13 protein-coding genes and 2 pseudogenes are annotated in these 22,581 nt (G+C 58.5%); 8 read left to right on the top strand and 7 right to left on the bottom strand.

The window, feature by feature from the left end:
- Window positions 1–19: 19 nt before the first annotated feature.
- Together ACYZTU_RS06995 and ACYZTU_RS06990 are read right to left on the bottom strand one after the other, a co-directional pair.
- On the bottom strand, window positions 20–685 hold the full coding sequence (locus ACYZTU_RS06995; RefSeq protein ID WP_461968984.1) for a DsbA family oxidoreductase: 666 nt from the start codon (window positions 683–685) through the stop codon (window positions 20–22).
- Between the two features lie 98 nt (window positions 686–783).
- Window positions 784–1,818: an alpha/beta fold hydrolase gene (locus tag ACYZTU_RS06990; protein ID WP_461968982.1), complete on the bottom strand. Its 1,035-nt coding sequence runs from the start codon at window positions 1,816–1,818 to the stop codon at window positions 784–786.
- A 275-nt stretch (window positions 1,819–2,093) separates the two neighbouring features.
- On the opposite strand from ACYZTU_RS06990, the gene ACYZTU_RS06985 reads away from it, so the two are divergent.
- The gene (locus ACYZTU_RS06985; RefSeq protein ID WP_461968980.1) at window positions 2,094–4,433 is read left to right on the top strand and encodes an Ig-like domain-containing protein; all 2,340 of its coding nucleotides are present in this window, start codon (window positions 2,094–2,096) and stop codon (window positions 4,431–4,433) included.
- A gap of 203 nt (window positions 4,434–4,636) precedes the next feature.
- Window positions 4,637–7,993, top strand: coding sequence for a hypothetical protein (locus ACYZTU_RS06980; protein ID WP_461968978.1), 3,357 nt, complete (start codon window positions 4,637–4,639; stop codon window positions 7,991–7,993).
- Between the two features lie 81 nt (window positions 7,994–8,074).
- Here the strand turns inward: ACYZTU_RS06980 and metE are convergent, their stop codons facing one another.
- Complete coding sequence (gene metE / locus ACYZTU_RS06975) at window positions 8,075–10,387, bottom strand: 5-methyltetrahydropteroyltriglutamate--homocysteine S-methyltransferase (RefSeq protein ID WP_461968976.1); 2,313 nt, start codon at window positions 10,385–10,387, stop codon at window positions 8,075–8,077.
- 107 nt (window positions 10,388–10,494) lie between these two features.
- Here metE and metR point away from each other — a divergent pair, with 107 nt between their 5' ends.
- A complete protein-coding gene (gene metR / locus ACYZTU_RS06970; RefSeq protein ID WP_290023492.1) occupies window positions 10,495–11,412 on the top strand; it encodes a transcriptional regulator MetR in 918 nt (305 codons plus the stop codon).
- On the opposite strand, the pseudogene ACYZTU_RS06965 reads toward metR, so the two are convergent.
- The 3 genes and pseudogenes from ACYZTU_RS06965 to ACYZTU_RS06955 form a co-directional block, all read right to left on the bottom strand.
- A pseudogene (locus ACYZTU_RS06965) lies at window positions 11,407–11,786 on the bottom strand (LysE family translocator); the annotation flags it as partial. The gene metR and the pseudogene ACYZTU_RS06965 overlap by 6 nt on opposite strands.
- A 22-nt stretch (window positions 11,787–11,808) precedes the next feature.
- Complete coding sequence (locus tag ACYZTU_RS06960; RefSeq protein WP_461968974.1) at window positions 11,809–12,240, bottom strand: NUDIX hydrolase; 432 nt, start codon at window positions 12,238–12,240, stop codon at window positions 11,809–11,811.
- A gap of 85 nt (window positions 12,241–12,325) precedes the next feature.
- Window positions 12,326–13,690, bottom strand: coding sequence for an HD domain-containing phosphohydrolase (locus tag ACYZTU_RS06955; RefSeq protein WP_461968972.1), 1,365 nt, complete (start codon window positions 13,688–13,690; stop codon window positions 12,326–12,328).
- A gap of 260 nt (window positions 13,691–13,950) precedes the next feature.
- Here ACYZTU_RS06955 and ACYZTU_RS06950 point away from each other — a divergent pair, with 260 nt between their 5' ends.
- The 5 genes from ACYZTU_RS06950 to ACYZTU_RS06930 are packed head-to-tail and all read left to right on the top strand — an operon-like array spanning window position 13,951 to window position 22,349.
- A complete protein-coding gene (locus ACYZTU_RS06950; protein ID WP_461968970.1) occupies window positions 13,951–16,257 on the top strand; it encodes an EAL domain-containing protein in 2,307 nt (768 codons plus the stop codon).
- Window positions 16,254–18,128 carry a putative bifunctional diguanylate cyclase/phosphodiesterase gene (locus tag ACYZTU_RS06945; RefSeq protein ID WP_461968968.1) on the top strand — a complete coding sequence of 625 codons (1,875 nt, stop codon included), beginning with the start codon at window positions 16,254–16,256 and terminating at the stop codon, window positions 18,126–18,128. Before ACYZTU_RS06950 ends, ACYZTU_RS06945 begins: the two co-directional genes overlap by 4 nt.
- Before the next feature lie 44 nt (window positions 18,129–18,172).
- Window positions 18,173–19,132, top strand: a complete 960-nt coding sequence (locus tag ACYZTU_RS06940) for a cytochrome-c peroxidase (RefSeq protein WP_461968966.1) — start codon at window positions 18,173–18,175, stop codon at window positions 19,130–19,132.
- The gene (locus ACYZTU_RS06935; RefSeq protein ID WP_461968964.1) at window positions 19,129–20,940 is read left to right on the top strand and encodes a DAHL domain-containing protein; all 1,812 of its coding nucleotides are present in this window, start codon (window positions 19,129–19,131) and stop codon (window positions 20,938–20,940) included. The genes ACYZTU_RS06940 and ACYZTU_RS06935 overlap by 4 nt, the downstream gene beginning before the upstream one ends.
- Window positions 20,937–22,349 carry an ATP-binding protein gene (locus tag ACYZTU_RS06930; RefSeq protein ID WP_461968962.1) on the top strand — a complete coding sequence of 471 codons (1,413 nt, stop codon included), beginning with the start codon at window positions 20,937–20,939 and terminating at the stop codon, window positions 22,347–22,349. Before ACYZTU_RS06935 ends, ACYZTU_RS06930 begins: the two co-directional genes overlap by 4 nt.
- Before the next feature lie 85 nt (window positions 22,350–22,434).
- Here ACYZTU_RS06930 and ACYZTU_RS06925 read toward each other — a convergent pair.
- A pseudogene (locus ACYZTU_RS06925) lies at window positions 22,435–22,578 on the bottom strand (amino acid permease); the annotation flags it as partial.
- Window positions 22,579–22,581: the final 3 nt, after the last annotated feature.

Below are 22,581 nucleotides of genomic sequence, written 5' to 3'. Positions count from 1 at the left end.
GGAACGATCTCAGGCCAGGTCAGCTCACGGTGCCGCCCTTGGCTTCGCTCATGATTTGCCGAATCGCCCCGACAAAGGTCTCCACCGGCTGGCCCCCACTGACTGCGTATTGTCCGTTGAACACCACGGTCGGTACCGAACTGACGCCTCGCGACAGCCACAACTGCTCTTCCTCGCGAACCTCTTTGGCGAACTCGTCCGACGCCAGAATCGCTTTGGCACGTGAGCAATCCAACCCCACGCTTTCAGCAATCTGCGCCAACTGAGCAGGGTCGGACGGATTGCCGCCCTCGGTGAAATACGCCTTGAACAGTGCTTCTTTCAGATTGAACTGCAGCCCTTCTAGCCCCGCCCAGAACAGCAACCGATGGGCATCGAACGTGTTGTAGATGCGGCTGTTGCCGTCCGTGCGAAAGGCAAATCCGACCTCAGCGCCACGCGCGCGGATCATCTCGCGATTCTTCTGCGATTGCTCAGGTGTCGAGCCGTACTTCTCGGTGATGTGTTCGGTGATGTTCTGCCCTTCAGGCCCCATCTTCGGGTTCAGTTCGAACGGCTGAAAACGGATCTCGGCCTGCACCTCATCGCCCAGCAAATCCAGGGCTCGGGTCAGGCCGTACAGGCCGACAACGCACCACGGGCAGGACACATCGCTGACGAAATCGATTTTCAGGGGGGTACTCATCACACACCTCGCAGGCTTGGATTGCGCCGGAAAGTTTGAACGATACACCCGACGAGGCCGAGGTAGCAGCCGTTCCACTCCCACATTCGATCGGTGGCTTAGAGAAGATTCGGTGCCGCCACCGGATCAATCTGCGCCCAATGCGAGGTGTCTTCGCGGTGGGCCTGCAAGTACGGCAACACCGCCGCCAGCAACGGCGCTTTGAACGCCTCCTGAAAACGGTGTGCCAGCCCCGGAATCAGCTTCAACTGACTGCCGCGGATATGCGCCGCCAAGTGTACGCCGTGCATCACCGGCAACAGCGGATCGGCGGTGCCATGCACCACCAGCGTCGGCACACGCAGTTGATTGAGCAGCGCGACACGACTGCGCTCGGAGAGGATCGCCATGATCTGGCGCTTCACCCCTTCGGGATTGAACGCACGGTCATAAGAGAGCGCCGCCTGATGCAGCAGCCCCTGCCGATCATCGCTCACCGTCGGGCTGCCCAGCGCCGCCAGCAAATCGGCCTGTTGTTCCAGCGCCGCTTCGCGATTCGGCGCACCACGGCGCGCGAGCAACTGCACCAACGCCGCACTCGGCGCCGGCAACCCTTCGGCCCCGGAGCTGGTCATGATCAGGGTTAGACTCTCGACCCGCTGCGGCGCCATCGCCGCCATATGCTGGGCGATCATCCCGCCCATGCTCGCGCCCAGCACGTGGAATTGCTCGACGTGCAACGCATCCATCAACCCAAAAGCATCGTCAGCCATATCGGTCAGGGTGTACGGCGCCGACACCGGCAAACCGAGTTTGTAGCGCAGCACCTCGAACGTCAGGTTGGCGTCGACAGGCGCTTGCCGCCATGTCGACAGGCCGACATCGCGATTGTCATAGCGAATCACCCGAAAACCCTGCTGACACAGCGCGACCACTACCTCGTCCGGCCAGTGAATCAACTGCCCGCCCAGCCCCATCACCAGCAGCAACGCTGGGTCGGACGCACGGCCAATGCTCTGGTACGCCAGGCTCACCTGCGCCAGATCGGCATGTTCGGTTGGAACGTTGACATCGCAACGAGACGCCGCGAAAGACGGTAAGCCAAACAACAACGCGGCCAGGAAGGCCGCTGTTGATAAAAATCGTGCACGCATGAAAAACACCGAAACGCAGAACCCCAGTAGAGCGCGAGTTTGATGAAGTTTGATCAAGCGCGCTGCCACAGTTACGTGACAGTTTGATGAAGAGTGCCGAGCGGTCATTGCCGTGCACAGGCATAAAACTCGCTACACCGCTCGTCGGAAATAGACGTTTACCTGTTAGTTCTGACAGTAGGCAAAACGCCGCTCACGAGCATTCAATCAAGCATAGGCGTCGAGCTCCTGGCCTGGGAGTTCGGCGATGACTGTCGATGAATGGAGCTCTTGGCATGAATAGTCTTTCTGGAAACAGCAACGCCGCGACGCAGATGCTGGTGTTCTCCACCGATGCAGATCCCCTGCGCGTGATGACAAATTCCCCACCGTTCATATCGGGATATAAACCGTTACCCAATAACGTCGCTGGCGTGAACCGCAACATGGTGAACAGTGATCGTAGCGGTTTACTAGGCTATATCCTTCCGTATCCAGACATGGACGGCACGGACCGGGCCCGGATATATCTCGGACCGCGCCCGACGCTTGTCGCGGAGTTCGACATCGGGCCGTACGTCAACCAACTCGTACCTTTTTCCATTCCGGCCACCATCCTTGAGCAGATGTTTGCCGCGCCCGCGCCCATGCCCTCTGCGCTGGCACTGTACTTTAATATTCAACGTATCAGCGGAAACGATAAAAATTCTCCGCAGCTACCCCTGCTGTACAAACCTTCCGGCCCCGGCGAACTGGACACCCGACCCGAACTGCCAAACAACCAGGGGCTGTTACCGCCAAATCCTTCGAAAACCGTCATCGATAAACAGGTGATGAAAAAAGGCATGTCCGTCACCGTGCCCCAATACGAGCACCAGGCAATTGGCGATGTGGTGTATCTGGCGGTAGGGCCGCGGGAATTGACTATGCCAGTCACCGCGCTGGGCGATCTGTGGTTTGAATTGACGCCGGAGTTTCTCGCCACGCTGCCCAACACCGATAAGGTGGCACTCACCTACGAAATTTGGGACATCGTGGAGAACGGCAGCGGCTGGTCGTCAACGGTTTTCCTCACGCTGAAACCGACGGAACAATTGCTGACAGCCCCCGTGATTGATCAAGCGGAGCCAGGCAACCCTGACAACCTCAAACACGACGCATTGAATGGTGAGACGGCAACGGTATTGCTGAACGAACAGTTCACTGCCGGTGACGAAGTATTGCTCACGATTGCCCTGTCAACTGCGGTCGGTGACCGGGTCGAGCGCGTCCTCAAAGTGGAGGTGAAGAACAGCACCCGGTCACTGCGAATCGATCTGGAGAATGAATTCATTCAAAACGGCATCCGCGGTTCCATGATTCTCAGCTATAGCCGGCAAAGGGCCGGGGGCATTCTTCACTCCGAATCCTACAACGTGACCATCAGCGGCCTCGCCCTGCCCGCACCAGTGCCGACCATCGACGAACAAAAAGACGATGTTCTACCCGCCGACACCCCACAGGCACATGTGCGGATCCCCACCTACTGGCCGTTGGTTAAAGGTGCAACGGTGCGGTTGTACTGGCAGGTCACCGGCGCCGACGGTGTCAGCCATTTGTATATTTTCGGCCAGGTCATCGTTGATGCAACCCAGCCCGTTGTCTTCACCGTGAACAGCGAGTACATCGCGCGGTATGAAAGCAGTCCATTGACCGTTCTCTACAAAATCGAAAATCCTGAAAAACCCGTCGTGCAATCCCAAGCGTTGCAAGTGACGGTGGGTAAGTCGGAAAAACCGGTCATCATCAAGGCTACGGACGACAAGGGTGTCTCGCTTGCCAACGGTGTCACAACGGTGAGTACAAGCATTACTCTGACGGGCACCGGCACCCCTGACACACAAGTGGACGTCCACCTCAACACAGGTGTGCATCGCCGGACTGCGGACGTCGGCTCAGATGGCCAATGGTCCAGCCTTTTCAGCAATCTTGCGGAATATGAGCACTACTTCACCGCCCGGCCGATTCCCGAGACAGTACCGATATCCGACCCGTGGAAGACTATTGTCAAGTCTGAGTGGACAGACCATTCAACCACGCTTAGCAACTACAACTACAACGGTTGGATCACACATAACGCTGCACGCTCCGGCGCCATTCGCAACCATGGAGGGGTGGTAGCGTTCTTTAATTTCACCGACCAGGGAAAGCCGGACGATTTTGCTGGCACGGTGATGTATCAGGATTTCGACTTCCTGCCCGGCACCTACTCTTTCTGGATGCAGGCTTGTCATATTGCCGAGTCCCCCAACCCGGGACTGGTCAACCCCATCCTGTTACTGGATACCGGCATGGTCGAATGGCGAGGCCAGCCACGAGAGGTGCCAAAAAATGGCATTTGGTACGATTTCCGAATGATTTTCACCATCACCAAACGCCGGGTTGCCAGGTTGTACATCAGCAACTTTCAGAGTGGCAGCAACGGCAACGACTTCGGCATCAGAAACATAAGGGTGGTACGTGACAGCGGCGGTGGCGGCGGAATTTCATCGGCTCCAGAGGCGTTAAACGAGGCACCGCCCTACAACGGTTCGCTGAACACGTCCAAGCCCGAACCACAGTTGGTGCCAGGCGAGAAGAAGGACGGGATTGTTTAAATCTTCCCCGAGCAACAAATCTTCGCTAGCAAGCCCTTTCCCGCAGGGCTTGCTTGAGTAGCGCCACTCGACCTACCGCTGGTCAGAAAGCCGTTTGTACCTGTTATTTCTGACAGTAGTCAGCCTGCGATTTTGAGAATTCAATCAGACCTTGACGCGCCGTCACCGCACCGGTTCGCGCGCCCACTCGTTTGGAGAACGTCATGACCGCTTTTTTCATTTACACACCGGACCAACTGGCGGCGCTGCAAGAAGAAAGCCCGCAGCAGCGAGTCGACTTGTTTGCCGAAGTCAGGTCGAGTGGCCTTTTCTCGGAGGATGGAGCCCTCAAAATATTCCCCATCCTGATCCCAGGCTGGCACAAGGTCGACTATTCCGCTGCATCGCATGGGGTCAACGCTGACAAAACCGCAGTGCCTGGGCCGGGGTGGTGGGTACTTTTTCCTTCCTACTTCCAGATGGATGCTTTTGACACGATGCGGCTGTACATGGGTAAGTGGCTCGAACCCGGTCAGCTTCCAAATCCGGCAGATCAAGGCACTCTGATCAAAACGACGATCGTCCCGCAAAACCACAACAACGAAGACATTCTCAGTTTCATTCCCGAATCCTCTATCGAAAGGCCGGGTATCCATCGGATGTGGTACACGGTCGAACGCACCAGCGGGCAAGCCCCGGTACGCTCGGACGAGATAACCGTGTGGTTCAAGCCGACCTTTCCGGACAGCCTTGATCCAACCGGGGAATCCAGTGAACGGAAGGCTCTGGAGGCTCCTCAGTTCCCGGCCATTATTGATAAGGGTATGGTAGAGGCCGGTGTTGACGTCAATATTCCTGCCTGGCCAATCATGACCACCGGTGACGTTATTACCCTTACAGTCGGCAATCAAATCGTCGAATACACCCTCAAGAGTGAAGAGCTTGGTCAAGCCATAGTGATATTTGTGTCGTCAACCATCCTTAAATTGATCGGTCCCGCTGACCCGTTATTGATGAGTTACAAGATCCGTGACCAAGTACACAACAGCAGTCTCACGTCTAAAACAGGTAAAGGAAAACTGGCTCCGGACGCTACCTTCCTTGAAGCGCCTTCAGTGCCTGACTCAGCTGAGAATGTACTCAACATCGACGTTCTCAATGGCGAAGCCATGCAAGTTGAAATCTACGTGGATCGCGCCGACGCTGCGCTTGGAGACAAAGTCGAATGCTTTCTTTACAACCCTAAGACCGGCCTCACTCAGTCCTATGGTCCGATTGATTACCAAAGAGGCATCGTCACGTTCGAGGTGCTTTACGAAACAGTGAAGAGCCTGGCCCCGGCGACAATAGAGCTCTACTACGAGCGCATAAGAGGAAAGGAACGCACCCCGTCCTACTCCTGTTTTATAGCGCTGATCGGCGAAAAATACCGCGCTCCTGCCCCTACTGCGCCACAAGCCCATGGGGCGGTTTTATCACCAGACCTGGCGGAAACCGTTGTCTACGCCGGACCTGGAATCGAAGGCCTGGCAGTCGGTGACAAGGTGACACTGACCTGCTTGAGTACAAGCGCCGGCGGCGGCACTCGCTTGCAAACCTACGAACGGTTTGTCACCCAAGCCATGGTGATTTCGGGGGTAGGCATCGTCGTGCCATTCGATTGGGAAACCATCCACCTTGATACCTTTCAAAATGGTTCAGTCGAGCTGTCCTACTCGGTCATCGGCGTCGGGCATGCCACACCTCTGGAGTCCTGGGTCAGTCGGCTGCGCATCGCTCAAGTGACAAATATCCTGGGTGTTGTCGACGTCGGCAAGGATGAAAACGGTGTACTCGATCCGAAGGACATTCCCTTCGGCACACCAGCCATTTGCCCGGCAATGGCTCATACGCGAGCTGGCGATACAGTGCACCTGGAAGTCTGGAAGCTGGGCAACAGTCTCGACCCGCAGGACACCCTCGCTTTTGTAGACTCGCTGCCCGTCACCACAGACAACATCGGTAAAGACCTTGAATTCCGGCTCCCGCAGGAACTCATCAAGCCACTGCTCAATCGAGTGATCAGTGTGGACTGGTACATCGCACGCCTGCGGCAACTGCCGCTGACAGCTCCCGAACTGGTGCTGCGAATTGGCGCCAAGGCACTGGTACTGCAGCCGCCCGAACTTGTGCAGGCTTCGCCTGGCAATATCATCAATCCGCTGGACACTCAGAAAACTGCCACGGTTAAAGTCGCCTACACCGGGATGGATTCCACCCATCGTGTCACGCTCTTCGTCAAAGGCCGCGATGGCTTTGGCAGCCCGGCCCTTGCGTCACTCCAGGGAAGCTCCAGCGGGACGCTAATCTTCACACTGCCGCTGACGGCAGTACCCGCCAACATGGGTACATTTATGTCCTTTTGGTATGTCGTGACTCAGGAAGGCATATATGACCAGAGCTCCCGCCCCGCAAAGTATGAAGTCAGCAACATTCCCAATGAAGACATTAACTACCCGCGCATGAGCATTGCAGAGGCGCCGGATCACAAGGTACTGAACCTCAACAATTTCACGGGCGACGCTCACTGGACACTGATTGCCTGGCTCTTCATTGCCATCGGCACTCGGATGCGGGTGGCCCTGAGTGGCCAAAAGTCCGACGGTAGCGAATACGTCATCATGTTGTTTGATGGAGTGATAACCGCCAACCATGCCAGCACTGGATTGAATGGTGTCATCGACCGGGAAAAACTCAAACTGTTCAAGGACGGCACGCAGGTCTATGGTTTGTCGGTCGCCAACTTCAGTGACAAGGGCGGCGCCGATACATTCTTCCCAATGCGGGAGCTGACGACTAAAACAGCAATGCCCGCCAGACCGGTAATTACCCAGCTGATCGATGAAGCCCCCCCTATTCTCGGCCAGGTCGTCAACGGCGGCAGCACCGACGATACTAGGCCGCGATTAATCGGCACCGGCACACCAGGCAGCAAGGTCATCCTGAAAAAGGACAGCAATACCCTGATCACCCTCACAGTCGACGCCAACGGTATCTGGAACGAGAAGGTGAATCTGGGTCTGGGCAAACACACGTTGACCGCCACGGTTGAAGGCAGCCCGGAACGGGTATCTACCCCGTGGGTGGTGACAGTGATTCAGGATTACCTTCATTTCACCGGTTTTGAGGGCCATACAAATGGGTGGGCCATAGGTGCGGCAGGCGCGCTCTCGGGGCGGGTATTCTCGAATATGTATGTGGTCGATACTCCGCACCAAGGCAATCACGCTGGTGAGCTGCTGTTAAAACACCATCCCTTGATCAGAGGTGCGAGGTATCACTTTTCCTGTTATGTATACAACTTTGCGATCAACAGTTACGACGTAGATCCGAAGCTACTCTTGCGGGTGGACACCAACCTGGATACGGGTCCTGTTCCAGTGCCCAAGAGAGCGTGGAAGCTGATAGAGGGCAGCTTTGTCGCCGTCACGAGCGGCATGACGATCTTCAGAATCTTCAACCTTGAAAATGGACACATCGGCAACGATTTCTACCTCGACCATCTGCAAGTCAAACAGATCAGCAACGGTACACAGGCATGAACCACACAGGCTGACAAAAGTCTCTGTCGCACTAGAAAAACCGCCTCTGATTGCAGAGGCGGTTTTTTTGTCGTCAGCCAATCAGGCCAACTGACTGCGCAATTGCCGAGCCGCCGCCACCATGTTCACCAACGCCGCCTCAGTCTCGGGCCACGCCCGAGTCTTCAACCCGCAATCCGGATTGACCCACAACCGCTCGGCCGGAATCCGTTTAACGGCCTTGCTCATCAACTTCACCATTTCGGCCGTGTCCGGCACCCGTGGCGAGTGGATGTCATAGACGCCGGGGCCAATGTCATTCGGGTAGTCGAAGGCTTCGAAAGCCTCCAGCAATTCCATGTCCGAACGCGAGGTTTCGATAGTGATCACGTCGGCGTCCATCGCCGCGATGGACTGGATCACGTCGTTGAATTCGCTGTAGCACATGTGGGTGTGGATCTGGGTTTCGTCCCGCACACCGGAGGCGCTCAAGCGGAAGGCTTCCACCGCCCAGTCGAGGTATTCCTGCCATTGCGCCCGGCGCAGCGGCAAGCCTTCGCGGAATGCAGCTTCGTCGATCTGCACGATTTTGATGCCGGCAGCTTCCAGGTCCACCACTTCGTCACGCAGGGCCAGCGCCAATTGCTGCGCCTGGACTTTGCGCGAGACGTCTTCACGGGCGAACGACCACATCAGCATGGTCACGGGACCGGTGAGCATGCCCTTCATGACCTTGTCGGTCAGGCTCTGTGCATAGGTGATCCAGCCGACGGTCATGGCGTTCGGGCGGCTCAGGTCGCCGTAGATGATCGCCGGTTTCACGCAGCGCGAACCGTAGCTCTGCACCCAGCCGAAACGGGTGAACAGGTAGCCGTCCAGTTGCTCGGCGAAGTACTCGACCATGTCGTTGCGCTCGGCTTCACCGTGCACCAACACGTCCAGTCCCAAGCGTTCCTGGACTTGCACGGCGTGGCGGATTTCGCTGTGCATCGCGTCGGTGTAATCGTTGGCCGACAGCTTGCCTTGCTTGAACGCTTGCCGCGCCAGACGAATCGAACCGGTCTGCGGGAACGAGCCGATGGTCGTGGTCGGGAATGCCGGCAGTTTCAACCGCGCACGTTGTTGCTCGATGCGTTTGGCAAACGGCGAATGGCGTTGGCTGTCCGCCGTGCCGATGGCGTTGATGCGCGCCTGCACCTCGGCTTTGTGGATACGTGGCGACTCGGCGCGACTGACCTGAATGGCACGGCTTTCGGCCAGGGCGGCTTGCACCTTGGGCGCTTGTGGGTCGTTCAGGGCATCGCGCAGCACGGCGATTTCACCGCACTTTTGTACGGCGAAGGCCAGCCAGCTTTTCAGTTCAGGATCGAGTTTGTCTTCGCGATCCAGGTCCACCGGGCTGTGCAGCAGCGAGCAGGAACTGCTGACCCACAGGTTGTCACCAAAACGTTCCTGGGCTGGTTGCAGTTGAGCGAGGACTTGCTCCAGCTCGCAGCGCCAGACGTTGCGGCCGTTGACCAGCCCCACCGAGAGAATCTTGTAGGTCGGCAGACGATCCAGCACCTGGCCGAGTTGATCCGGCGCCCGCACCGCATCGATATGCAAGCCGTGCACCGGCAGGCTGACCGCCAGGCCGAGGTTGTCTTCCAGACCGCTGAAATAGGTCGCCACGAGTTTTTTCAGCGGCGAGTATTGAAGGATGTGGTAAGCGCGTTCGAAGGCGTTTTTCCAAGCCTGTGGCAGGTCGAGGGTCAGAATCGGTTCATCGATCTGCACCCACTCCACGCCTTGGGCGGCGAGGCGACCGAGGATTTCGCCATAGATCGGCAGCAGGCGTTCCAGTAGATCGAGCTTGTCGAAGTCGTTGCCTTTAGCCTTGCCCAGCCACAAGTAAGTCAGTGGGCCGATGATCACCGGTTTGACGTTGTGCCCCAGAGCCTTGGCTTCGTCGACTTCGTCGAACAGTTGTTCCCAGCTCAGTTTGAACTGCTGGTCAGCGGCGAACTCCGGGACCAGATAGTGGTAGTTGGTGTCGAACCACTTGGTCAGTTCCTGGGCGTATTGCGCTTGGGCGTGTTCGCCGCCGCAGCAGGCAGCCGTGGCGCCACGGGCCATGGCGAACAGGGTGTCGAGGGTCGGCAGACCGCGTTCATCTTTGGCGCTGTCGAAACGCTCGGGGATCACACCGAAGGTCAAGGAATGGGTCAGAACCTGGTCGTACCAGGCGAAGTCGCCCACAGGCAGCAGGTCGATGCCAGCGTCTTTCTGCAATTGCCAGTGGGTGGCGCGCAGTTGGCGGCCGACGCTTTTCAGCGCGTCCTGATCCAGATCGCCCTTCCAGTAGGATTCAAGGGCTTTTTTCAGTTCGCGGTCAGCGCCGATGCGCGGAAAACCAAGTGTGTGGGCCAGAGCCATGGTGAATTTCTCCCTGTAAAAGATGGCCCTATTGTCGACAGCCAACCCAACATGAGACAAACTCAACTTTTTCGTGTTGATCACAAGTTTTCCTCATGGAGCCCCCGGTGCTTGAAATCCGTCACCTGAAGACCCTGCACGCCTTGCGCGAAGCCGATAGCCTGGTGGATGCGGCCGACCGCCTGCACCTGACGCAGTCGGCCCTGTCCCATCAATTCAAGGAGCTTGAGGAGCGGCTGGGGATGCCGCTGTTCGTGCGCAAGACCAAACCGGTGCGCTTCACCAGCGCCGGTTTGCGCCTGCTGCAACTGGCTGACGCCACTCTGCCGTTGCTGCGGGGTGCCGAGCGCGATATCGCGCGGCTGGCCGGTGGCACCGCTGGGCGTTTGCACATGGCAATCGAGTGCCACAGCTGCTTCCAGTGGCTGATGCCGACCATCGACCAGTTCCGCGATGCCTGGCCGGAAGTCGAACTGGACCTGGCCTCGGGGTTCTCCTTCGCCCCGTTGCCTGCGCTGGCCCGTGGCGATCTGGATTTGGTGGTGACCTCCGATCCACTGGAACTGGCCGGGATCACTTACGTGCCGTTGTTCACCTACGAAGCGATGCTCGCGGTGGCCAACCAACACCGTTTGGCGAGCAAGGCCTACATCGTTCCGGAAGATTTGCTCACCGAAACGCTGATCACCTACCCAGTGGAACGTGATCGGCTGGACATCTTCACCCGCTTCCTCGAACCGGCGGATGTCGAACCGGCTCAGGTCCGCACGTCGGAACTGACGGTGATGATGATGCAATTGGTGGCCAGCGGTCGCGGCGTGTGCGGCATGCCCCATTGGGCGCTGCATGAATACAGCTCACGGGGTTACGTGAAGGCCAAGCGGCTGGGCGAGAAGGGTTTGTTTGCGACGCTGTACGCCGGGATTCGGGCCGACATGCTGGATGCGCCGTATATGCGCGATTTTTTGCTGACGGCCAAGGACACGTCGTTCTCCACACTGGATGGTGTCAGCGCAGTGCGCTGACAGCGCGATCAGCAGATTGACGCTGAAACTGACGCTGATCTGGGTCAGGCCCAAAATGATGCTCTGGGTGAACACCGCACCGTGCTCAGAGGTGATGAACTGCGGAAACACCGACAATTAAAACATGGCGATCTTCGGGTTCAGGGCGCTGGTCAGAAAGCCCATGGTGATCAGTTTGCGGGACGAGTCCGGCGGCAATTGCTGCGCCTCGAAGGGTGAACGCGCACGAAAAACCCCGCGACCACACCGAGCAACGAAGTCACCCCGGCCTTGCGCCCCTGGCAGATCGAACGGGAAATCAGGTAGATCATGTTCGGCCCCGGCGTCAGATCAGCAAGTCTTGAAGCGGAATCATGGGCAGTCCTTGCTCTTATGAAATCAGCGTTCGGGAAATGATCAGGCGATCGTTAACGAGGCTCGATAAAACGGCAGGATCAGGTCCCGTGTCAATGGCGCCAGCGTGACATTGCCGTCGGTGGTCGGGTCGATCCAGCGCACCTCTTCAATCTCCGCCGCAGGCGCTACGTCTGAATCGATGGTCAGTTGAAAGAGTTCGGCCTGGACGACAAAACCCGGCTCGTTGGCGGCCGGTGCCGAGAATTGCCCGAGATAGGTGGCGTGCACCGGATCGATGACCAGGCCCAGCTCTTCTTCCAGTTCACGAGCCAGGGCCTGAACCGGTTGCTCATGGGCTTCGATCTTGCCCCCCGGCTGCATGAACGCCTCGGTGCCGCGCTTGCGGACTAACAGCGTGCGACCGTCCGGGCCAATCAACAGGGCGGCGGCGATGCGGATGAGACGGGGCGAGGCAGCGGATGAAAGGGTCATGGATCAAGATTGGCCTTGGGGAAAAGGCGCAAGGATCACATAGCCGCCGCTGCTTCGTCACCCCGCAAAGATCCTGCGCCAACGCCTATGTCGTTGCACGCTCCAGCAGCGCTGTCTCCTCTACTTCTGGCACCTTCACAAAAATGCTGTATTTCGCGCCTTCCATGGCTTCGAAGGCGATCAACTTCTCCACCAGCGGCCCATTCAACACCTTGCCGGCATTGAGCAGCAGCATGCCGTTGTCGGCATTGAGGTTGCGCGCCAGGATCATGCCCGCCACCACTTCCCGTGTGGTCAGTACCTTGACCGACGGATCGGCCAACGAGACATCGCTCAGGTACGCGGCACAGACCTGGATGAAATCTTCCACCAGTTCGGGATCGTAGAGCCGCCCGGCATAGCTGCGGATGTAGACCAGCGCTTCATCGCTGTTCATTTGCCGCTCGAGGATCAGCCCGCGCTGCAACTCGATGAAATCCACCGCCAGTTTCAGCAGGCGCGAACCGAACGGAATCGCCTCGCCCTTGAGCCGGTCGGGGAAACCGCTGCCATCCCAGCGCTCCTGATGATGAAGAATCAGACGGGCGGCGTCCTTCATCGGGTCGAGGGTCATCAACAGCGATTCGCTCTGCTTGGGATAACCGCGATAACGCTCCTGATCATTGTGGTGCAGCAGGTCCGCGGGCGCGGTGATCATGCTGTCGGTCCAGCTCAGCTTGCCGATGTTGTAGAGTGCCGCGGCCATGGCGAGGTCGCGGCTCGTACCCTCGTCCAGTTCGTGAAGCCTGCAATACACCCGCACCAGTTCGATGATCTGGCGGTTGGTCTGTTTGGCCGGTGGCAAGCGCAAGTTGGCCAGCAGCGAGAACACCTCGGTGCCGGTGACATAGCTGCGCTTGAGCTCTTCATAGGCCAGGTCGAGCATGTCGGCAGTCTGCTGGAGTTCGGCGGTACGGGCGGCGACGTGTTTTTCCAGGGTGATGTTGAGCGACTTCAACTGAGCGTTCTGCTGCCGGCTCAACTGCTCCAGGCGCTGGCGTTCGCGATCGGAATGTTGATGAGCCAAGGACTGGCGCAAGGTCAGGAGCATTTCCTCGTCGTTCCAGGGTTTGCTGATATAGCGGTGAATCTTCCCTTCGTTGATGGATTTGATGATCGTCGGCATGTCCGCGTAGCCGGTGAGCAGAATCCGGGTGGTCGTCGGGTAAAGCTGATGGATGTGAGCCAGCAGCGTGGCGCCGTCCATGTTAGGCATGCGTGCGTCGGTCATCACCAGGTCGATGGAGTGTTGCTCCATGATCTCCAGCGCCTGGGCACCGCTGGTGGCCAGCAGCAATTCGTAGGGCTGGCTGCGTAACAGACGACGCAGGCTGCTGAGGATTGACTCCTCATCATCGACCAGCAGCACCTTGGGTTTATCGTACACAATCGTGGGGAGTTGCTCTTCCATGGCGTCACCTCAAGTCAAACGGGCACATCGTTGCGGCAGGCCCCGTGGCAAACATCCCCTATTGCCGGAGCCTGACCTACAGGCTAGATGATTTTCAGCCCTCCAACGGAAATGAATCAGCTCATTTGAGTTGCGCGAAGTGCTGGACAGCGGACTATGCTCAGGTGACTCGGATCCATAATCTGTACGTTCGGCCAGGTGATCAGGGAAAGGATGCCCCCTATGAATAAACCGCACCACACTGCTGCCGGTACCAGCGTATGACGATAAATACGCTGCTGGCACGGACCAATCGACGGATTCTTATCGTCGACGACACCGCTTCGATTCATGCGGACTTCACCAAGATCCTCAGTCCCCCCTCGATTGAGGACGACAGCCTGATCAGCGCCGAAAAAGCCCTGTTCGGCACCCCTGCGGCGCTGTCGCTGCAGAGCTTCACACTCGACTCGGCGTTCCAGGGCCTCGAAGCCCTGGACAAGGTCGAGACGGCGCTGGCCAACGACATGCCTTACGCAATGGCCTTCATCGACATGCGCATGCCGCCGGGCTGGGATGGGCTGGAAACCATCGAACGGCTGTGGCAGGTCGATCCCAAGCTGCAAGTGGCGCTTTGCACCGCCTACTCCGACTATTCCTGGGAAGACATCGACGAACGCCTGGAACTGGGCGATCGTCTGCTGATTCTGAAAAAACCCTTCGATGCCATCGAAATACGCCAGATGGCCAGTGCACTGACCGCCAAGTGGCAAATGACCGAAGACGCGGCGCTGAAAATGTCGCTGCTGGAACAGGCGGTCGAGGAGCGCACACGGGAGCTGTCCGATGCCAACATCATTGTGCAGAACAGCCCGACCATTCTGTATCGGCTACGGGGCGAGCCGTCGTTTCCGCTGATGTACATCTCGCACAACATCACCAAGTACGGTCACATCGCCGCGAACCTGGTGGCCTCGGCCAACTGGGCCCAGGAATTGATCCATCCCGATGATCAAACGAAGGTCGACACCGCCATGGCCCGGGTGCTGGACCGTCATGCAGCGGGCGCTTCCATCGAGTTTCGGATGCGCACCAGCAACGGTGCCTGGCGCTGGGTCGAAAACCGCTACATCCCGGTGCGCGACGATGAAGGCCGTTTGCTGGAAGTCGAAGGCATCATCATCGACATCACTGAGCGCAAACTGGCCGAGGAAAAAATCGCCCTGCTGGCCCGCACCGACGGCCTGACCGGGCTGGCCAACCGTGCGACGCTGATCGAACGGTTACACCAGGCATTCGCCGCGGCTCGTCGGGGGGCGGCACCTTTCGCCATGTTTTACCTGGACCTGGATCACTTCAAACGCATCAACGATACCCTCGGCCACCCAGTGGGCGACTTGTTGTTGCAAGAGGTTGCCCGCCGGATCAAGGCCTGTGTGCGCGAAAACGATGTGGTCGCCCGTCTCGGCGGTGACGAGTTCGCGATCTTGCAGCAGGACGTCGGTGACCCGACCCAATCCGCAGCCCTGGCCGCCAAGATCCGCGATACGCTGGTATTGCCCTACTCCCTGGCCGGCAATGATGTACGGGTCTCGGTCAGTATCGGCATCAGCAGTTACAACCCGGCCAGCACCAGCGCCGACGGCCTGCTGACCCAGGCCGACATGGCGCTGTATCGCTCCAAGGAAAAAGGCCGCAACCAGTACCACTTCCACTCTGAGGAGATCAATCAGGAGGTGGTCGAACGCATGACCATCGCCAGCGACTTGAGAGCGGCCATCGAGCACGGTGAACTCGAACTGCATTACTGGCCAGAAGTGGACCTGAGCAGCGGCAAAATCCTCGGCATGGAAGCTCAGGTCAGCTGGAACCACCCCGAGCGCGGTTTACTGGAAGGCCCGGCGTTCCTGCCCGCCGCGGAGAAGACCGGCACCATCGTCGCGCTCGGTCACTGGGTGCTGGATCGCGCCTGCCAGCAAATGCGCCAATGGCGCGACGAAGGCATGGCACCGCCGGTGATTGCGATCAAGCTGTCCCTGACCCAGCTCAAAAGTGGCCCCGAGCTGATCTATGACGTGCTGCGCACCACGGCACGTTGGGAACTTTGCCCCTGGGACCTGCGCTTTGACGTCACCGAAGCGACGCTGGCCCAGACCAAATGGACCCACAACGATGTGCTGCCGCGCCTGCGTGAGTTGGGGGTGAAGATTGCCATCGACGACTTCGGCACCGAGTATTCCTCGTTCGACTACCTCAAGACCTACCAGGTCAATCACCTGAAACTCGCTCAGGCCTTCATCGACAACGCCGCCCGCGATCCGGCCTGCGCGAACACTCTGCGCGCCATCATCAACTTCGCCCGTGAAATCGGGGTCGGCATCATTGCCGAGGGCGTCGAAACCCAGGAGCAACGCAGCTCGCTGATGGCCACCGGTTCACCGATGAACGCTCAGGGTTACTTCTTCAGCAAAGCGGTCAGCAGCCAGCAGGCCGCCGAGCTGCTGAAAGCCGGCAGCATCGTGCCCCCGAACAACGACATCGGGCAGATTCTGGACAACCCGCCACGCTCCGCGGAGGATCAAGGATGAAAACGCCTTTCGTGCGGACCAACCGACGCATCCTGATCATCGACGACACACCCTCGATTCATGAAGATTTTCGCAAGATTCTTGGCCCAGAGACCGAAGGCGAACAGACCCTGGCTGGTGCTGAAGAAGCCCTGTTCGGCACCGTGCAGCTTGATCGGCTGACGTTCCAGCTCGACTCGGCCTACCAGGGCCAGGAAGCCCTCGACCTGGTCACGCGCGCACTGGCCGAAGGTCACCCCTATGCCATGGCGTTCACCGACATGCGCATGCCACCGGGTTGGGACGGTCTGGAAACCATCGAACAACTGTGGAAGGCCGATCCTCACCTGCAAATCGCATTGTGCACGGCCTATTCCGATTACACCTGGGAAGACATGGCCGAACGGCTGGAGTTCGGTGACCAGTTACTGGTGCTGAAAAAACCCTTCGACAGCCTGGAAATCCGCCAGATGGCCAGTGCCCTGACCTGGAAATGGCAGATGGCGCAGGACGCAGCGACGAAGGTCCTGAGCCTGGAGCAAACCATTGAGGCGCGGGTCCACGAATTGCTCAAGGTCTCGCACCTGTTGCAGTACGACGTGCTGACCGAACTGCCCAACAGCACGTTGCTCGGTGACCGGCTGAACCAGTCCCTGGCCCTGTCCCGTCGTCACGACAAGCAACTGGCCGTGATGTTTCTGGGCCTCGATCGCTTCAAGCGCATCAACAATGCCCTGGGTCATCCGGCCGGTGACGAGATGCTTAAACAGGTCGGCCGCAATCTGGTGGCGACTATTCGCGAGTCCGATTCGGTATTTCGCTACGGCTCTGACGAATTCGTGGTGATCCTCGCCGATGTCCGCCACCCCCAGCAGACCAAGGGCATCGCCGAAAAACTCTTGAACGCCATCCGCGCGCCCCAGCACATTGCCGGCCACGACCTGAGCGTGACTGCCAGCCTGGGTATCAGCATTTACCCGGACGACGGTTTCGATGCCATCTCGTTGATCAAGAAAGCCGAAACCGCGATGCGCAACGTCAAGGAAAGCGGCCCGAACGATTATAGTTTTTTTATCGACGACATGAACCAGCGCGCCCGGGATCAGCAAAGCATCGAGTCTGGCATTCGCCTGGCGCTGGAGCACAACGAATTTGTCCTGCATTACCAGCCCAAACTGGACCTGAGCAGCGGCCAGGTGGTCGGTGCCGAGGCGCTGATCCGCTGGCAAAAACCGGGGCACGGTCTGGTCTACCCGTCCAAATTTATCGGTGTGGCCGAAGACAGCGGTTTGATCGTGCCGTTGAGCAAATGGGTGCTCGCCGAGGCTTGCCGACAAACCTGCGCCTGGCAGGCCGCGGGGCTACCGAAAATCTGTATGTCGGTGAATATCTCGGCCATCGATTTCCGTCAGCGGGACTTTGTCGACGGCATCGAACTGATACTCAAACAAACAGGTCTGGAACCGGCCTTGCTGGAGCTGGAAATCACCGAAGGCGTTTTGATGCAGAACGTCGAAACCACGGTGACCGCGCTGACCCGGCTCAAGGCCATGGGCGTGCGACTGGCCATCGATGACTTCGGTACAGGTTATTCCAGCCTGAGTTACTTGCAGCGTTTTCCCATCGATGTGCTGAAAATCGACCAGTCGTTCATTCGCGGTTTAAGCAGCGACAGCAACGACGCGGCCCTCGTCAGCGCCATCATCAGCCTGGGCCGGAGCCTCAAGCTGACCATCATTGCCGAAGGGGTGGAAACCCTCGAACAACTGGATTTCCTCAAGGCCCATCAATGCGAGGAAGGCCAGGGTTACTACTTCAGCAAGGCCGTGGAGCCGGACGCCTTCGTCCGGTATCTGGGGTCGGTGCAGACCTCTTCATCCGCAGCCACGTGAGCGATGCGCAACGACACACAGGCCCCAAGCCAAGGAATCATCAGATGTCGCCTTCCTTTCACCGCCTGCTTCTGGTGCCATTGTTCGGGTTCTGCCTGAGCGCCGGCGCCGCGCCGCTGAATGAACCACTCAAACCACTGCCGGCGGTGCCACAACAGAATCCGCTGCGGGTCGAACTCGGCCGCCAGTTATTCAACGAGAAACGCTTGTCGGTCAACGACAGTCTGTCCTGCGCCAGTTGCCATCGACTGGAAAACGGCGGGGCCGACAACAAGGCGTTTTCCATCGGTTTCGCCGGCCTGCCGGTGACGATCAACACCCCCAGCGTGTTCAACGCCAGCCTGAACTTCCGGCAATTCTGGAACGGCCGCGCCGACACCCTGGAAACCCAAATCCACGGAGTGGTGCAGAGCCCCAGTGAAATGGGCAGTAACTGGGAGCATGTAGTGGAGGTGCTGACCGCTGACCCGACTTATAAGAACTCGTTCAGCAACGCCTACCCCGACGGCGTGACCATGAACAATGTGCAGAATGCCCTGGCCAGCTACGAACGCACGCTGATCAGCGCCAACTCGCGCTTCGACCAATACCTGCTGGGTGATACCGACATTCTCACCCGGGAGGAAAAATACGGTTATCAACGCTTCAAGGATTACGGCTGCATCGCTTGCCATCAAGGGGTGAACATCGGTGGCAACATGTTCCAGAAGTTCGGGGTCATGGGCGACTACTTCAAGATTCGGGGTAACCCCACCGAAGCCGACCTGGGCCGCTATCTGGTCACCCAGGACGAAGAGGACCGCAACGTGTTCAAGGTCCCGAGCCTGCGCAACGTCGCCGTGACCGCGCCGTACTTTCACGATGGTTCCGCCAAGACCCTCGAAGAGGCGGTGGACGTGATGTTCACGTTCCAGCTCGGTCGTATTCCCTCTGCCGACGACAAGACCCTGATCATCAAATTCCTCAAAACCCTGACCGGTGAGTGGGGAGGCAAGCCCTTATGAAAACATCTAACCGCCGCAACCTGGCGTTGCTCAGCGTCGTGGCCGTGATGCTGGCTTCGGTGCTGCTGTTCCTGTACCTCAAATCCAGCTCGAATCAGACGACGACCTACGCCGAATCCCGGGACGTGATCGGCCGAATCAAGCAGCTGAACGCACAATGGGAAACCGAGATCCTCAAGGCCAGGATCGCCATCAGTCACAACTACGATCCGTTGGTCGCACCGCTGACCGAGATGACGAACCTGTGGGACCGGTTCGACACGATGGAGTCGAACCACGGCAGCAAAGAGCCGCCCATCTGGCGCGCCAGCCACGATGCCTACTTGACCGCCATTCAGGAAAAGACCCGGTTGGTGGAGCAGTTCAAATCTCACAACGCCGTGCTGCGCAACTCGCTGGCGTTCCTGCCCACCGCCGAGGACGACATTCAGGAACAGCTGGCCCGGTTGGTAGATGGCGACAAACTGCAACTGCAGAACATCGCCACCGACACGTATGACTTGCTGCTCAGCAGTATGGAGTTCGCTCAGGTCGCCTCTGATGACAAGGCCGCCGACATCCTGCTGGGGCTGAACAAAATGGGGGTGAACAAACAGCGTCTACCTGAACAGTTCCACAGCCCCATCGATATTTTGAGCAACCACATCATGTTGATCCTGCGCGAACAACCCGTGGTCAATCGGCTGTTGGAAAACATCGAAGCCGTTCCCGTGGCCGAACGCCTGGACGATATTACCAACCTGCTCAACACCGATCAGCAGCGGACCGATGCGGTCGACCAGCGCTATCACTTCTACATGCTGTTGTTTTCGGTGCTGCTGGTGTTGCTGCTGGTGTACCTGGCGATTCACCTGATGCGCAGTTTCACCGTGATCAATCGCGTCAACAAAGCCCTGCAAACCGCCAATGAAGACCTGGAACTGCGAGTTGAAGAGCGCACCCGCGAGCTCAGGGATACCCAGAGTGAACTGCTCGATACCGCGCGCCAGGCCGGCATGGCCGAGATCGCCACCAATGTGTTGCACAACGTCGGCAACGTGCTCAACAGCGTGAACATTTCGGCCGACCTGGTGACCCGCAAACTGCGCGGCAGCAAGGCGCAGGGCCTGGGCAAGGCCATGCAGCTGATCAACGAACATCAAGGCGACCTCGGCGACTTTCTGACCGAGGACGCGAAAGGCAAGTTGCTGCCCGGCTACCTGAATCAACTGGTAGAGGCCATTGCCCTTGAACAACAAGGCATGGCCGACGAATTGGCCCAGTTGACCAAAAGCGTGGACCACATCAAAGACATCGTCGCCACCCAGCAGTCCTACGCGGGCGCCAACAGCCTGATGGAACCGCTGCACATCAGCGAATTGCTGGAGGACGCCCTGCGCATGAACTCCGGCGCGCTGACCCGACACCACGTCATGGTGGTCAAGGAGTACGGCGATGTACCGCAGGTCATGGGCGACAAACACCGGTTGCTGCTGATCCTGATCAACCTGATCAGCAACGCCAAATACGCCATGTCCGACCTCAGCAACCGCTCGCGACAAATGACCCTGGGGGTCAAAATCGTCGATGACACAACCCTGCAAGTCAGCGTCAAGGATGACGGCGAAGGCATCGCCGAAGAAAACATGACGCGGATCTTTGCTCACGGGTTTACTACCCGCAAGGAAGGTCACGGCTTCGGCCTGCACAGCTGTGCACTGGCCGCCATCGAAATGAACGGCCACCTCACCGCCCATAGCGACGGACCGGGCAAGGGCGCGCTGTTCACGTTGCAGATCCCGCTGAAAGCCGTACTGGTGGAAGCATGAGCGAGCGTTCGAACCGACGCATTCTGCTGATCGACGACACGCCGTCCATTCACGTGGACTTCCGCAAAATTCTCACGCCCACGCCGGAGCAGACCGTCGAACTGGACGAGATGGAGGCCACGCTGTTCGGCAGCGAAGTGAAGTCCGCCAGCGCCCTGTTCGAACTGGATTCGGCCTACGGCGGGCAGGAGGGGCTGGGCAAACTCAAGTGGGCCTTGCAGGAAAACCGCCCCTACGCCGTGGCCTTTGTGGACATGCGCATGCCTGAGGGCTGGGACGGCGCGCAAACCATCGAACATTTGTGGCAAGCAGATCCGCGCCTGCAGGTGGTGGTGTGCACCGCCTATTCCGACTATTCCTGGGATGAATTGCTGAACCGTTTGCAGGCGCATGACCGGCTGCTGATCCTGAAAAAGCCGTTCGACAATATTGAAGTCCAGCAGATGGCCAACACCCTGCTGACCAAATGGGACATGACCGAACGCGCCAGCGTGCAAATGGACCATTTAGGGCAAATGGTCGAACGCCGAACCCGGCAGTTCACAGAGGCCAGCGTTGAATTACAGCGGGAAATCGACGAGCGCAAACAGCTTGAAAGCCAACTGGTGCAATCGGAAAAACTCGCCTCATTGGGGCAACTCGCGGCCGGCGTCGCCCATGAAATCAACAACCCCATCGGCTTCATTTCCTCCAACCTTGGCACCCTGGATGGCTACTTCAAACAATTGCAGGAAATGCTCGACGCCTATCGGGATGCGGAAGAGGCGATCGGCTCCAGTGAACTTATCGAGCGTTTGAACCAACTGCGCGAACGGGTCGAACTGGAGTTCCTGCGTGACGACATTCCGCTGCTGATCAAGGAATCCAAGGACGGCATCAACCGGGTCGGGCAGATCGTCAAGGACCTGAAGGACTTCTCTCGGGTGGACTCCAATCAGGAATGGCAGTGGGCCAATCTGCAACAGGGCATCGAATCGACCTTGAACATTGTCGCCAACGAACTCAAGTACAAGGCCGATGTCGTGAAGGAGTACCAGGCGCTGCCCGACATCGAATGCCTGCCTTCGCAAATCAATCAGGTGATCATGAACCTGATCGTCAATGCCTCTCAGGCTATCGGCCCGGAACGCGGCACCCTCACCCTGCGCACCGGGCTTGAAGCTGAAACGGTGTGGATCGAGGTCGCAGACACCGGCTCCGGCATTGCGCCGGACTGCCTGCAGAAAATCTTCGACCCGTTCTTCACCACCAAACCGGTGGGCCAGGGGACAGGGCTCGGATTGTCCCTGTCCTATGGCATTGTGAAAAAACACCGGGGGGATATTACGGTGCGCAGTGAGGTTGGCGTGGGGACCACGTTTCGGGTCCAGTTGCCGATTCACCAATCCAAACCGTTCCCGCCTATGTAGCCTCCTGGAAATCCATCTCCGGTGGCTGGCGACGGAAGCCGCCGTTCAGCACCGCCAGGTACACACCACGCCAATCGCCAACCAGCGCCGCCAGGTAAGCGGACGGCACCCTGCCGGCGGTGGATTGAGCGAGGATGCCAAAGGTGCCGAGCACAATGGTCGGCGTCATGTAGGCGATGCCGAACAGCACCACCGAACCCAATGACAGGGTGCGTTGTAAACGAGCCATGAG

It is taken from the genome of Pseudomonas sp. HLT2-19-2, from assembly GCF_054898005.1.
Note: the sequence above shows the minus strand (reverse complement) of the source record. Positions and strands in the feature narration are given on the sequence as shown.